This is a genomic window from Mesorhizobium sp. M0239 (assembly GCF_040321815.1).
Lineage (GTDB): Bacteria > Pseudomonadota > Alphaproteobacteria > Rhizobiales > Rhizobiaceae > Mesorhizobium.
Genome location: NZ_JAMYSG010000007.1, coordinates 174,429 through 186,869, shown reverse-complemented (window position 1 = coordinate 186,869; position 12,441 = coordinate 174,429). Strand labels below are relative to the sequence as shown.

The window sequence follows — 12,441 nt, the reverse complement described above, 5'->3', positions numbered from 1 at the left end:
CTGCAGCCATCATCGGATGCGCCCGAATGGCTAACAATTGCAAGGCGGCTTCGCAAGCGAGCGTCAGAACTTATCCAGATCCTGATGGCGGGCCTTGATCTCGCGCACCGTCCGCGACGACGAGCGCAGCACGATCGTGTGGGTGGTGATGTAATTGTGGCCGAACTTGACGCCAGCCAGCATGTTGCCGTCGGTGACACCGGTGGCCGCGAACAACACATCGCCGCGCGCCATGTCCTCCGTCCGATAGACCCGTTTCGGATTGGAAATACCCATCTTTGCCGCGCGAGCAACCTTTTCCGCCGTGTCGAGGATCAGTCTGCCCTGCATCTGGCCGCCGGTGCAGCGCAGCGCGGCAGCGGCCAGCACGCCCTCGGGTGCTCCGCCAGTGCCCAGATAAATATCGATGCCGGTTTCTTCCGGGTCCGTGGTGTGGATGACGCCGGCGACATCGCCATCGCCGATCAGCCGGATCGCGGCCCCCGTGGCGCGCACGGCATCGATCAGCTTGGCATGGCGCGGCCGGTCGAGAATGCAGGTGGTGATTTCCGATACAGCGACGCCCTTGGCCCGAGCGAGGCTGGCGATGTTCTCAGCCGCCGAGGCATCGATGTCGATGACGCCGTCCGCATAGCCCGGACCGATGGCGATCTTGTCCATGTAGACGTCGGGCGCGAACAGCAGGCTGCCCTTTTCGGCGATCGCGATGACCGCGAGTGCATTGGGCAGGTTCTTGGCGCAAATCGTCGTGCCTTCGAGCGGATCGAGCGCGATATCGACGGCCGGACCTTTGCCAGTGCCGACTTCCTCGCCGATGTAGAGCATCGGCGCCTCATCCCGTTCGCCTTCGCCGATCACCACCGTGCCCTTGATGGAAAGCCGGTTGAGCTCCTGGCGCATGGCATCCACGGCTACCTGGTCGGCCGTCTTTTCGTCGCCGCGCCCGCGCAGCCTGGCGGCCGCGACGGCGGCTCGTTCGGTGACGCGCACCAGTTCCATGGTGAGTATCCGGTCAAGGCCGGCGACGATGTTCTGGGCCACATTCATCTGGTGATTTCCTCGTTGCCAATGCGGCCCCCGCCGGAGGCGGGCCTGTTTTGTCAAACGAGCATGACAACGGCAAGACCTGCGGAAGATTTATCGAATAGTCAGCAATATCAATCGATTAAAACGCATTTTTGAAACAAGGCCAGCCGGCCGCAATGAACCGGGCCGGCCTTGAAAAGCGAAAGTTAGACTCTTCGGCGCTAGAAAACCGCAAGATATTTGAGCAGCGAAATGATGCCGATTATGAGGACGATAACCTGCACGATCTGCCTCATCCGGCCGTCGAGCGGCAGGCGCTGAACAAGATAGAGAACGAGGATGATGACGAGGAATGTGATCAGGATGCTGATCAAGGCGGATGAAGCCACAGTGCCCTCCTTAAAAATGATGTGCTGAAACAAGGAAACGAGCCGGCAAACCCGGCCCTATCGCGCCGTGGTCAATACCAGCGGCGCGACGTATCGTTCGTCGACTGACCTATGGCAAAACCGGCCATAAAGCCGAGCAAACCGATCACGCCGACCAGGGCAGTCGTCGTACCGGGGTTTTCGCGCGCTACTTCCGAGACGGACTGAGCTTGGCTGCGCAACTGCTGTGCGGTTCGCGACGCGCGGTTCGCCGCCGTGTCGTAGAACTCGGACGCCTGTTCGCTGGCGTCATCGAGCATTTCCGCGCCCCGCGCCGAAATGCTCTTGTTGATCTTGGTGATCTCCCGGCGCAAATCGGCAATCTGCTTTTCCAGCGTCTTCTGGATGTCGTCGATATTAGGGGTGTCGGGCTTGTTGGTATCGGCCATGAAGCGGTTCCTCTGGTTGCTGACCAAGAGAACGGCGACGACACCAATTCGTTCCCGTGTGGCGGCTGTCCCCACCAGACCGGACCTCAATGCCTGCGGGATCCCTGTCCCGCAGGGGGCCTATCGGGCAAAAGCTACCCTGCCCGCTCGATGCGGATGACCTGCGGCTTGTCGGTCAGATGGCCATCCTTGGTGATGCCATCGACGGCCTTGCGTACGGCGGCCTCCGTCGTCTCGTGGGTGACGAGGATCACCGTCTTCTGTGCAGCCGCCTCGCCGTTGACCGCGTGCTGAACGATCGATTCCAGCGAAATGTCATTGTCGGCCATGCGCTTGGCGATAGCCGCGAACACGCCGATGCGGTCATGCACGGTCAGGCGGATGAAATAGCCGCCGGCATGGCTGCGCATCTGCGCCTTCTTGTAGGGTTTCAGCTCCTTCGCCGGCCGTCCGAAGACCGGACCATGCTGGAAGCCTGGCCGGCTCTTGGCGATGTCGGCGATGTCGCCGATGACGGCCGAGGCGGTGGCGTTGCCGCCGGCACCGGGGCCTGATAGCAGCAGTTCGCCCAGAATGTCGGTCTCGATCGCCACCGCATTGGTGACGCCATGCACCTGCGCGATGACCGATGCGGTCGGCACCATCGTCGGATGCACGCGCTGCTCGATGCCGCTCTCGGTGCGCTGGGCGACACCCAGCAGCTTGATCCGATAGCCGAGATCGGCGGCCGCGCGGATGTCGGCCTGGGTGATGTTGGAGATGCCTTCCATATAGATGTCATTGGCGGCGATCCTGGTGCCAAAGGCAAGGCTGGTCAGGATCGACAGCTTGTGCGCGGTGTCGTGACCCTCGATGTCGAAGGTCGGATCAGCCTCTGCATAGCCCAGCCGCTGCGCGTCCTTCAGGCAAGCATCAAACGAGATGCCCTCGGCCTCCATGCGGGTCAGGATGTAGTTGCAGGTGCCGTTGAGGATGCCGAACACGCGGGTGACCGAATTGCCGGCCATCGCCTCGCGCATCGTCTTGATGACGGGAATGCCGCCCGCCACCGCCGCCTCGTAGTTGAGCAGCACGCCCTTCTTCTCAGCGATTTCGGCCAGCGCAACGCCATGCTTGGCCAGCAGCGCCTTGTTGGCGGTGACAACATGACGGCCGGCTTCGAGTGCCGCTTTCACCGATGAGCGCGACGGACCCTCGTCGCCGCCGATCAGTTCGACGAACACGTCGATTTCGGCGGTCTGCGCCATCTTGACCGGATCGTCGAACCACTCTGCCGAGCTGAGATCGACGCCGCGATCGCGCTTCGGGTCACGCGCCGAGACGGCGGTGACGATCACGTCACGCCCGCACTGGCGGGTCAGTTCCGCCGCCTTGTCGCGCAGCACACGCGCCACCGACGAGCCGACCGTGCCGAGGCCGGCAATTCCAACACGCAATGCTTCAGCCATGTCCGGCGACGTCCCTCAAAGTCAGATCGAATTTGCGTGCGGCAAGCTTACCGGTGAGCGGAGAGCGGCACGACATTGTTGGGCTGCTTGGCGCTGGTCGACAGGAAGCGCTTGATGTTGCGCGCCGCCTGCCGGATCCTGTGCTCGTTCTCGACCAGAGCAACGCGCACGAATTCGTCGCCATGCTCGCCGAAGCCGACACCGGGCGCCACGGCCACGTCGGCATGTTCGATGAGCAGCTTGGAGAATTCGAGCGAGCCGAGATGTCGGAACGGCTCCGGGATTGGCGCCCAGGCGAACATCGATGCCGCCGGTGCCGGAATGGTCCAGCCAGCGCGGCCGAAGGCATCGACCATCACGTCGCGGCGCTTGTGATAGATATCGCGCACCTCGGCGATGTCGGCGCCGTCGCCGTTGAGCGCGTGTGCCGCCGCCACCTGGATCGGCGTGAAGGCGCCGTAATCGAGGTAGGATTTCACCCGCGTCAGAGCCGAGATCAGTCGCTCGTTGCCGACGGCAAAGCCCATGCGCCAACCCGGCATCGAGAAGGTCTTCGACATCGAGGTGAACTCGACACAGACGTCGATCGCGCCCGGTACCTGCAGCACCGAGGGCGGCGGATTGCCGTCGAAATAGATCTCCGAATAGGCAAGGTCGGACAGGATGATGATGTCGTTCTTCTTGGCGAAGGCGACCACGTCCTTGTAGAAATCGAGCGAAGCGACCAGAGCCGTCGGGTTCGACGGATAGTTGAGGATCAGCGCCAACGGCTTCGGGATCGAATGCTTGACGCCGCGCTCGAGCGCCGGGATGAAGCCGTCATTGGGCTCCACCTGCAAAGAGCGGATGACGCCGCCCGACATGATGAAGCCGAAGGCATGGATCGGATAGGTCGGGTTCGGGCACAGGATCACGTCGCCGGGCGCCGTGATCGCCTGCGCCATGTTGGCGAAGCCTTCCTTCGAGCCAAGCGTGGCCACCACTTGCGTGTCGGGGTTGAGCTTCACGCCGAAGCGCCTGCCATAGTAGGCGGCCTGGGCGCGACGCAGGCCCGGGATGCCGCGCGACGAGGAATAGCGATGCGTGCGCGGGTCGCGCACGACCTCGCACAATTTGTCGACGATAGCCTTGGGCGTCGGCAGGTCCGGATTGCCCATGCCGAGGTCGATGATGTCGGCGCCACGCGATCGGGCGCTGGCCTTGAGCCGGTTGACCTGCTCGAACACGTAAGGCGGAAGCCGGCGAACCTTGTGAAATTCTTCCATGGCAGTTCCAGACAGCGAAGGGGTGTTGGGCGCGCGCTATATACTTATTTGCAGGTAGGGTCGAGGGTGGGGTCGCATTTGGCTTCGATCTGCCTCAGCGTTTCGTCGCCATGCTTCTTGGCCAGATCCGTCAGCGCCGCCTGGTTGGCGACCTTCGGGCCGCCGCCCTTTGCCGCCTGCGCATTCTCATCCGCCTTCAATTGCGCGAGCTTGGCGTTCTTCTCGGCTTCGGTGAACTGAGGCGCCGCCACTTGCGGCTTGATGTTCAGGTTCGGAAAGGTGCCGGTATCCTTCGGCCCCGTACCCGCAGCGACAAGCGTCGGGCCATTCGTGTTGGTGCTCGAGCACCCGGCAATCCCCATGAGGACTATCGCCACGCCGATGCGGCAAAAACGTCCGGCACCGAAAAAAACAGTCTCGCCAATATTAATCGTCATATTGTTTCCCTGGCAGCCGAGGTAGAGCGAGATTGGCCCGGTCGGATGTCCCATGTTAATATGTCAAGAAAAGGCCTCGGGAGGAACCCCGCCAACCATGTCCAAAACACCCGATTCGGGCAAAGCGGAAGATGACGAGCCTTCGACCGTCGAGCAATATCTGGTGAAGGACCCGGAACGCTTCGCCCTGAACATGGCTCGCATGATCGAGCAGGCCGGCAAGGCCGCTTCCGCCTGGGCCGAGCCGCGCGAAAAAGGCGACGTGCGCGACCATGTCGCCGAGCCCGTTGTCGATATGGTGAAGACCTTTTCCAAGCTCAGCGAATACTGGCTTGCCGATCCGCAGCGCGCGCTGGAAGCGCAGACGCGGCTGTTCTCCGGCTATATGACGGTCTGGGCCAACGCCATCCAGCGCACCAGCAACGCCGCGCAAGACACCGAGGACGCGGTCAAGCCGGAGCGCGGCGACAAGCGCTTCCTCGACCCGGAATGGGGCCGCAACGCCTTCTTCGATTTCCTCAAGCAGGCCTATCTCGTCACCTCGCGCTGGGCGGCCGATCTGGTCGAGCACGCCGAAGGTCTGGACGAGCACACCCGCCACAAGGCCGGGTTTTACGTCAAGCAGGTGTCCAACGCCATCTCGCCGTCGAATTTCATCCTGACCAATCCGGAACTGTTCCGTGAAACCGTCGCCTCGAACGGCGAAAACCTGGTGCGCGGCATGAAGATGCTGGCCGAGGACATCGCCGCCGGCAAGGGCGACCTGAAGCTGCGGCAGGCCGACTACTCCCCCTTCGAGATCGGCCGGAACATCGCCACCACCCCCGGAAAGGTGGTCGGCCGCAGCGACGTCGCCGAAATCATCCAGTACGACCCGGCGACCGAGATGGTGCTCAAGCGGCCCCTGCTGATCTGCCCGCCATGGATCAACAAATTCTACATCCTCGATCTGAACCCGCAGAAGTCCTTCATTCGCTGGGCGGTTGAACAGGGCCACACCGTGTTCGTCATCTCCTGGATCAATCCGGACGAGCGCCACGGCACCAAGAGCTGGGAAGCCTATATCCGCGAGGGTCTGCAATATGGCCTCGACACGGTCGAGAAGGCCACCGGCGAACGCGACGTCAACGCGATCGGCTATTGCGTCGGCGGCACGCTTTTGGCGGCGGCACTGGCGCTGATGGCGCAAGAGGGCGACGACCGCATAAAATCGGCTACGTTCTTCACCACGCAGGTCGACTTCACCCATGCCGGCGACCTGAAAGTGTTCGTCGACGAAGAACAGGTCGCCGCTGTGGAAAAGTCGATGAGCGAAAAAGGCTATCTCGACGGCACCAAGATGGCGACCGCCTTCAACATGCTGCGCTCAGGCGACCTGATCTGGCCCTATGTCGTCAACAACTATATGCGCGGCAAGGATCCCCTGCCCTTCGACCTGCTCTACTGGAATGCCGATTCCACCCGCATGGCGGCGGCCAATCACTCTTTCTACCTGCGCAACTGCTATCTCGAGAACAACCTTTCGCAAGGCACGATGGAACTGGCGGGCCACACGGTTTCGCTCGGGGACATCACCATCCCGGTCTACAACCTCGCCTCCAAGGAAGATCACATCGCGCCGGCGCTTTCGGTGTTCCTCGGCTCGAAATATTTCGGCGGCGCGGTCGAGTATGTGATGGCCGGGTCGGGTCATATCGCAGGGGTCGTCAATCCGCCGGCATCCAACAAATACCAGTATTGGACCGGGGGTACGCCGACGGGCGACTTCAGCCAGTGGATAGCCAATGCCACCGACCATCCAGGATCCTGGTGGCCGCACTGGCAAGACTGGATAGAGGCCAAGGACAACACCCGCGTGCCTGCCCGCAAACCGGGCAAGCATATGAAAACCTTGGGTGATGCTCCCGGCACCTATGTGAAAGTACGTGTGTAACGGACTGTAATGTGTGGTGAGTTGACGGACCGCCAAAAGCGGGCGAAATGGTGTCGTCAACCATCAAGCGGCCGTAATTCGGCAATCACCGCAAAAATACTTTCAGGCTTGCGGATTTGACACAGGTCTCGTTTCCGGATCGGAGACAAAGGTCACCCTGGCATCGACGCATGCGTGTGGCGCCAAGGATATACCGACCGGACATCGAGGGGGAATTTGACTTTGAAATCAGCAGGATGGAGCCTCGCAAAGGGAGAACGCCGCGCCATTGTGGCAGCGCTCTGCTCCTTGCTTCTGGCCTCCTGCACTTCGGCTGGCGACCCGACAATGTCGGTCGGAATGCCCGGTTACAATGCCACCGCATCGGACATAAACGCGGCCTCCAGCGGCAAGGCGATCGCCTCCGATTCGTCTGATATCACGACCGAGCAGACGACGGTGATGACGGCAAGCGATACGGCGCTGCCTGAAAAAGTCGCCTACGTGCCTATGTCCAAACCGGGAGCTGCCTTTCCGCTGATCACGCCGGCGGGCGCCGAAACCATCGTTGGAAACACGCCGCAATCGCTGACGCAGCAGGCACAGACCGCGCAGCAAACCGACGCGGTCGCCCAGCAGATTGCCGCGGTCGACGGCGATGTGGCGGCGCCGAAGCCCGCTTCCGCTCCGGCCATGAACAACCCGGTCTATGTGACGGCTGGCGAGATGCCGCAGGCCGAAGCACCAAAGAAGAAAGGCTTCCTCGCCTCGATGTTTGGCGCAACGCCAGCCTCGGCGACACCAGCCCCCATCATCAGCAACGCCCGGACGGGCGAGCAGCCCCCGGCGCAGGCAAAAGCGGCGCCACCAGCGGCAAAGCCGATCATCACGCTTGCCTCGGCCAGTTCCACGGCCAAGCCGGCGCAGCTGGCTTCGCTCGGCGGCGATACCGGCCACGTCACTGGCAGCGATGCCCTGCCCGGCGTGCGCCAAACGGCCCTGTTCGAGATCAAGCGCAAGTCCGGCCTCGATGACGAAAGCGACGTCGACCTCAACGAGGATGAGGGGCCAATCGGCGGCTCCTATCAGGTTGCGTCAGCCGCCGGCATGGCCCGGTTGGCGCCCAACGGGCTGCTCAAGCAGAACGAGAGCGTCGACGTGGCCTGCCTGAAGCCGTCGCTGGTGCGTGTGCTGAAGACGATCGAAGGCCACTACGGCCGCAAGATGACGGTGACGTCAGGCTATCGCGACCCGGCCCGCAACCGGCGCGCCAACGGCGCCAAAAATTCGCTGCACATGTATTGCGCCGCCGCCGACATCCAGGTGCCCGGCGTTTCGAAATGGGAACTGGCGAGCTACATCAGAAGCATGCCCGGCCGCGGCGGCGTCGGCACCTACTGCCACACAGAATCGGTTCACGTCGACGTCGGCCCCGAGCGCGACTGGAACTGGCGCTGCCGCCGGCGCAGCGGCGGTGACGGCTAGCGCGGATCTGAGATCGGCTGGCGGCCAAGATCGTTCCGTTGGGCATCCCGAATATCGGATTGGCCGAAGCCTTCCCAACTTCATCATTCCGGAGCAGAGCGATGCGGCGTCCCCGCTAATCGTCAAGCTCGCCAACTTCGGGAAATCGTTGATTTGGCAGGCCCGGAAAAAAGTTGTCCAAGGTGGCACCTGACGGGTTGCCGGTTGCGCACAACGCCAGTATAAGCCGCTTCGTCTGAGCGCGCCCATCGTCTAGCGGTTAGGACACCGCCCTTTCACGGCGGTAACAGGGGTTCGATTCCCCTTGGGCGTACCAGATCTTTCAACGACTTAGCCGAATCTGTACCCCATTCGTCACATAAGCGTCGAATAAGCGCAGCGAATTTCAGCGGACGTTCGCGCACAAACCGAATCAACGTGACTGAGAAAAGCCCGCCACCGTGAGGTAGCGGGCCAAACGCGACAGTTCAGGCTGCGCCGCCTTCCGAAGCGTTGACCGCCTCTTCCAATACTTCTTCCGGTAGGAACGACCAGAGCAGCGCGTCAATGTCCTCATGCTTGGTCCGCGATTATGTCGGGTGCGAGCAGATCGAAGTTGGCTTGGTGGACTGGATAACCAGCAAGTAGCAACAAGGAAACCTTTTTCGGGGTTAGGAATTAAGGCCATATGGCCCGCTTCTTCTTTGATCTAACGGACGATGGCGAAGTGTTTCCCGACCCTGAAGGCACCGAGCTTAAAAGCCGGAAAGCCGCTGAAGATGAGGCAGCAACAGCGTTACTCGAAATAGCCAAAGACCAGATGCCGGAAACTTTCAGGAAAGTTGCCATCCGTGTCCGCGACCACACCAGCAAGCCGCTATTCACCGTGAAGGTCACGTTCGAGTGGGTGCGTGAGCTGCCCGATGGATGAGGACATCGCCTTAGAGCTATTCATTATGGCGGCGCACCGACGCCAGCGACATGCGGTCGCTGAGGCAGACAACATGCTTTCGGCCATCGCGGACACGCGCCGCACAATCGCAGAGTCGCGCAAGCTGCTAGAAGGACTAACCGACACGTCAGGCCTTAAGTGGGTAGCACCGGCCCAGTAGTGTTCCACCGGATGAACTCGACTTCCCTTCCGGTCACATCCCGCACGGCTTTCAAAAGCACCTCATGTAAGACGCGTGTCTGTCTGTAGTGGTCGCAGTGCGGCGATATGAACGGCTTGACGATGCTCAGGTGCAGCGCTTCCGCTGCCACCAGAAAGCGCTCGATTTCAACCTGTGATAACTGCTTGGAAGGTTTCGATCGGGCCATTTGTGCGAACTCCGTTTGAGGGGATCGCCGCAACGGAAGGATTATATTCCTCATCGCCATCGGGCTGGCAAGCGACTCGGCCCGTTCAAGCAGCCGAGCATCGAGCGCGAGCATCAGCGGCTAAAGCGACCTAGCACCCGGATCGACCTTTCTTGATTTGTGAAGCCTTGGCTTCGGCAGCAAGGCGTTGTTCTCGAAGTCGGGCAGTTTTTGTATCTCGCGCCTCTCTCTCGGCCGCGTTAGCAATCTTTGCCTCACGGTCTGCGCGCTCCAACCGGTCTTTGTCGACGCTCCGCTGGGACAGTTTGGCCTCCTGCAGAAGAACCTTCAATTTACAGTTTGCTAAAATGTTCCCATCAATTTTGTCGCCCTGAGGGAGCAGTGACGGCCTTCCGATGTTCTGCTCCGCCAAGGGAACCGAGCGCGATCCAAACTTCCTTTTCGGAGCGTGTTCCAGTGGGTCCGCCCCCACTGGCGGGCAGAGGCGGACCCGGCCGGGGCTTGGAGCCTCGGCCCGGCAGCGGGGGACGCTGCCGCCATTTCCAACCCCCCTCGATATATCAGGTTCCGCTATTACACAAAAAGCCCCCACCGTTCGGCAGCGGGCCAAACCTTGGATGGAAATCAGATCACCAGCAGGGTTCGAACAGTGGCCAATTCACCGGTCCGTCCCGTGCCACTGAATGAACGACGCATCCTTAGGGGCCGGAACTTTGATGCAATAGCGAAGTTCGAGAGGAGATATTTTCGCAGCAGGCACGCAATGAACGGGATCGTAAACGACATCCTGGCCGAGGTGGCAGAGATACTTCCGTCGCTATCACCGGACGAAAAAGATTTGCTGCCGAAACTGCCAGTCGACGCGCCCAATTTTCCCAACGACCTGGAACCAGTGATTCGAGCGGAGACGCCACCCCCGAAGCAGAAAGCAGAAACCGCAGACCGTCACTGCGACGGGAAGCCGCCTCAAGGCGAAGCCTGATGTCGGACGACGGGCGGAACCGAGTTCGGGAAGGCGCGTTGCTCACCAGCGCCACGTCACGAAAGGCCGGAGCAATGGTGGACAATCTATCTCGCAGGCAAGAACAGCGTGGCACGCGAAGACTCATGGCGTGGGGCGTGGCGGTTATCGCCGTCCTTTTTCTAGGCCTGATAGCATTCTTTGTACTCACGCCTTTATCGAACGGCTCTTGGCAGACAGCACCGTTCAAGCGTGCTCCTGAGCAAAACCAGGGCGGTAATGCGCCAGCGGACACGTCACCCAGCCCAGGCGTGAAAAAAGACCCTCAGGAAAATACTGAAATGCCCGAGCAGCAGTAGTGGGGTGGGAACAAATCCGCACCGGTCTGGAAAACTTCTTTCGGGGCTGCCGGGCGATTTTAACAAAGAACTCGCCCGCCGACCTTTCCCGCGCGGACCTTCTGGTAATGCTCCTACGAGCGGCCCTGATGCTCCGAAACGTAACCGGCCCAGCGCTTGACCCGAGGGTCCAAGAGCCCTTGTCGGGCGTGGCGGAAGAAATGGGGCTCACGAGGGCGGACCTCATCCGAACCATAGTGAGCGATTGGCTTGTCGCTAATGCGTATCTGCCGGTTCCGCATGCATTGGACGAGGACAGCACTGTGGAAGGAAACGCAGAAAGTGAAGGTGGCAGGATCACATTGGTGAAAGATTACATTCGCCAAACCACGTTGCGCGGCTCTCGCCCGAGCAGCGTCAAGAGCCTCCGCCGACCTGTCAGAGCCGATGACAAGACCTGTGGGTCCGACAACATCTGCCGCGAGAAAGGCGACATCCCCGGCGCCGCTCCCCACATCAAGGACATGCATTCCCGCTCGGAGACCAGCTCGCCGTAGGTAATCCCGTGTCAGCGGGTCAACCAATGTCGCCTGCGTCGCCAGCCTTTTTAGTTCTCTTTCCGAATGCCCAGTTCGTATTCGTGCTGACGTTCGCTTGTCATACTGGTGTCCCCCCGGATGAAAAAGCACAACAAGTTAGAGCTCGAATGCAGGCCCTTGGCGCACTCTAAAGCCGAGCGGCTCATCTGCACTTTAGAGATGTCTAACATAAATGGCGGCTGAAAGGGTGTCTAGGCGCATCCTCATTGGACCTCCCAGAAGTCCTTCAGCGAGGCGAACCCGCCGTGCCGGCCCAGCACGACGGTTTTTTCGAAAGTGGCTACATCCTGAGAATCGACCGCTATGCATCAACCTGGGACAGGAAAGTCCCAACGGAAGGTCAGCAGCCTTCCGTGGTCTTTTTCATCTGGCCAGGAGCAGCCGAGTTAGCATCGGTATCCTGTTGACCTGGCGCTGCCTGCTTGGCGCTGCCAGTTTGTTGACCCGGAGCGCAGTCCTTGGCGGAGTTCGAGTTCGTTCCACTCGTGGTGGTCGAATCCGTGCCCTGATCGGTCGTAGTGCTCGGCATGGTCTTGGTTGTCGAGGTCGACGATCCGCCTGTGGTCGTGTCGGTCGATTGCGCAAATGCGAGGCCAGTTGACAGTGCCATAATGGCTGAAGCGAAAAGAACCTGTTTCATGATCAACTCCATTTCGGAATGTCCCTTTGGTACCGAACTTCGCTGCGGCACGACGGTTCCAAGAAAAATGGGCAATCCAGAGGTCCGCACCTGGGATTGCCCTATGGCCCGCCACTGGGAAGCTCTCTGCCGTTATCTTCAACGAAGACCTGTCTTCCGCGATCACACCATAGGCTAACGCGGTCACACGGGTCATAATCCTGCTACAAAGTGG

Annotated in this window: 14 protein-coding genes and 1 tRNA gene; 6 read left to right on the top strand and 9 right to left on the bottom strand. The window is 60.9% G+C overall.

Features of this window, described 5'->3' with window-relative positions:
* Positions 1-63: 63 nt before the first annotated feature.
* From glpX to NKI99_RS09520, 6 genes are all read right to left on the bottom strand, one after another.
* Positions 64-1,047: a class II fructose-bisphosphatase gene (gene glpX / locus NKI99_RS09545; RefSeq protein ID WP_352440226.1), complete on the bottom strand. Its 984-nt coding sequence runs from the start codon at positions 1,045-1,047 to the stop codon at positions 64-66.
* A 200-nt stretch (positions 1,048-1,247) separates the two neighbouring features.
* Positions 1,248-1,415 (bottom strand): Thivi_2564 family membrane protein, encoded by a 168-nt coding sequence (locus NKI99_RS09540; protein ID WP_023810476.1) that lies wholly within the window; start codon positions 1,413-1,415, stop codon positions 1,248-1,250.
* A gap of 71 nt (positions 1,416-1,486) precedes the next feature.
* A complete protein-coding gene (locus NKI99_RS09535) occupies positions 1,487-1,843 on the bottom strand; it encodes a hypothetical protein (protein ID WP_352440225.1) in 357 nt (118 codons plus the stop codon).
* Positions 1,844-1,977: 134 nt separating this feature from the next.
* Positions 1,978-3,291 carry a homoserine dehydrogenase gene (locus tag NKI99_RS09530; RefSeq protein ID WP_352610666.1) on the bottom strand — a complete coding sequence of 438 codons (1,314 nt, stop codon included), beginning with the start codon at positions 3,289-3,291 and terminating at the stop codon, positions 1,978-1,980.
* Between the two features lie 47 nt (positions 3,292-3,338).
* Complete coding sequence (locus NKI99_RS09525) at positions 3,339-4,556, bottom strand: LL-diaminopimelate aminotransferase (RefSeq protein WP_352440223.1); 1,218 nt, start codon at positions 4,554-4,556, stop codon at positions 3,339-3,341.
* 44 nt (positions 4,557-4,600) lie between these two features.
* Complete coding sequence (locus NKI99_RS09520; RefSeq protein WP_352610665.1) at positions 4,601-5,047, bottom strand: hypothetical protein; 447 nt, start codon at positions 5,045-5,047, stop codon at positions 4,601-4,603.
* Positions 5,048-5,090: 43 nt separating this feature from the next.
* Between NKI99_RS09520 and phaC the strand changes: the two genes are divergently transcribed.
* From phaC to NKI99_RS09500, 4 genes are all read left to right on the top strand, one after another.
* The gene (gene phaC, locus NKI99_RS09515) at positions 5,091-6,926 is read left to right on the top strand and encodes a class I poly(R)-hydroxyalkanoic acid synthase (RefSeq protein WP_352610664.1); all 1,836 of its coding nucleotides are present in this window, start codon (positions 5,091-5,093) and stop codon (positions 6,924-6,926) included.
* A gap of 216 nt (positions 6,927-7,142) precedes the next feature.
* On the top strand, positions 7,143-8,390 hold the full coding sequence (locus tag NKI99_RS09510) for a YcbK family protein (RefSeq protein WP_352552870.1): 1,248 nt from the start codon (positions 7,143-7,145) through the stop codon (positions 8,388-8,390).
* 241 nt (positions 8,391-8,631) lie between these two features.
* A tRNA-Glu gene (locus NKI99_RS09505) sits at positions 8,632-8,706 on the top strand.
* 351 nt (positions 8,707-9,057) lie between these two features.
* The gene (locus NKI99_RS09500; protein WP_023810468.1) at positions 9,058-9,300 is read left to right on the top strand and encodes a DUF6894 family protein; all 243 of its coding nucleotides are present in this window, start codon (positions 9,058-9,060) and stop codon (positions 9,298-9,300) included.
* A gap of 155 nt (positions 9,301-9,455) precedes the next feature.
* On the opposite strand, the gene NKI99_RS09495 is transcribed toward NKI99_RS09500, so the two are convergent.
* Positions 9,456-9,689: a hypothetical protein gene (locus NKI99_RS09495; protein ID WP_352552867.1), complete on the bottom strand. Its 234-nt coding sequence runs from the start codon at positions 9,687-9,689 to the stop codon at positions 9,456-9,458.
* A 763-nt stretch (positions 9,690-10,452) separates the two neighbouring features.
* Here NKI99_RS09495 and NKI99_RS09490 point away from each other — a divergent pair.
* Positions 10,453-10,671 carry a hypothetical protein gene (locus tag NKI99_RS09490; protein WP_352610663.1) on the top strand — a complete coding sequence of 73 codons (219 nt, stop codon included), beginning with the start codon at positions 10,453-10,455 and terminating at the stop codon, positions 10,669-10,671.
* A gap of 38 nt (positions 10,672-10,709) precedes the next feature.
* Positions 10,710-11,009, top strand: a complete 300-nt coding sequence (locus NKI99_RS09485; protein ID WP_352610662.1) for a hypothetical protein — start codon at positions 10,710-10,712, stop codon at positions 11,007-11,009.
* Positions 11,010-11,122: 113 nt separating this feature from the next.
* Here the strand turns inward: NKI99_RS09485 and NKI99_RS09480 are convergent, their stop codons facing one another.
* Both NKI99_RS09480 and NKI99_RS09475 read right to left on the bottom strand, forming a co-directional pair.
* Positions 11,123-11,677: a methyltransferase domain-containing protein gene (locus tag NKI99_RS09480; RefSeq protein WP_352610661.1), complete on the bottom strand. Its 555-nt coding sequence runs from the start codon at positions 11,675-11,677 to the stop codon at positions 11,123-11,125.
* A gap of 250 nt (positions 11,678-11,927) precedes the next feature.
* Positions 11,928-12,227 carry a hypothetical protein gene (locus tag NKI99_RS09475; protein WP_127297149.1) on the bottom strand — a complete coding sequence of 100 codons (300 nt, stop codon included), beginning with the start codon at positions 12,225-12,227 and terminating at the stop codon, positions 11,928-11,930.
* Positions 12,228-12,441: the final 214 nt, after the last annotated feature.

Bases quoted from the DNA above. Each gene is read 5' to 3' on its own strand.
- glpX (WP_352440226.1), bottom strand. From the start codon at position 1,047: ATGAATGTGGCCCAGAACATCGTCGCCGGCCTTGACCGGATACTCACC.
- NKI99_RS09535 (WP_352440225.1), bottom strand. From the start codon at position 1,843: ATGGCCGATACCAACAAGCCCGACACCCCTAATATCGACGACATCCAG.
- NKI99_RS09530 (WP_352610666.1), bottom strand. From the start codon at position 3,291: ATGGCTGAAGCATTGCGTGTTGGAATTGCCGGCCTCGGCACGGTCGGC.
- phaC (WP_352610664.1), top strand. From the start codon at position 5,091: ATGTCCAAAACACCCGATTCGGGCAAAGCGGAAGATGACGAGCCTTCG.
- NKI99_RS09520 (WP_352610665.1), bottom strand. From the start codon at position 5,047: ATGGGACATCCGACCGGGCCAATCTCGCTCTACCTCGGCTGCCAGGGA.
- NKI99_RS09495 (WP_352552867.1), bottom strand. From the start codon at position 9,689: ATGGCCCGATCGAAACCTTCCAAGCAGTTATCACAGGTTGAAATCGAG.
- NKI99_RS09490 (WP_352610663.1), top strand. From the start codon at position 10,453: ATGAACGGGATCGTAAACGACATCCTGGCCGAGGTGGCAGAGATACTT.
- NKI99_RS09475 (WP_127297149.1), bottom strand. From the start codon at position 12,227: ATGAAACAGGTTCTTTTCGCTTCAGCCATTATGGCACTGTCAACTGGC.
- NKI99_RS09525 (WP_352440223.1), bottom strand. From the start codon at position 4,556: ATGGAAGAATTTCACAAGGTTCGCCGGCTTCCGCCTTACGTGTTCGAG.
- NKI99_RS09500 (WP_023810468.1), top strand. From the start codon at position 9,058: ATGGCCCGCTTCTTCTTTGATCTAACGGACGATGGCGAAGTGTTTCCC.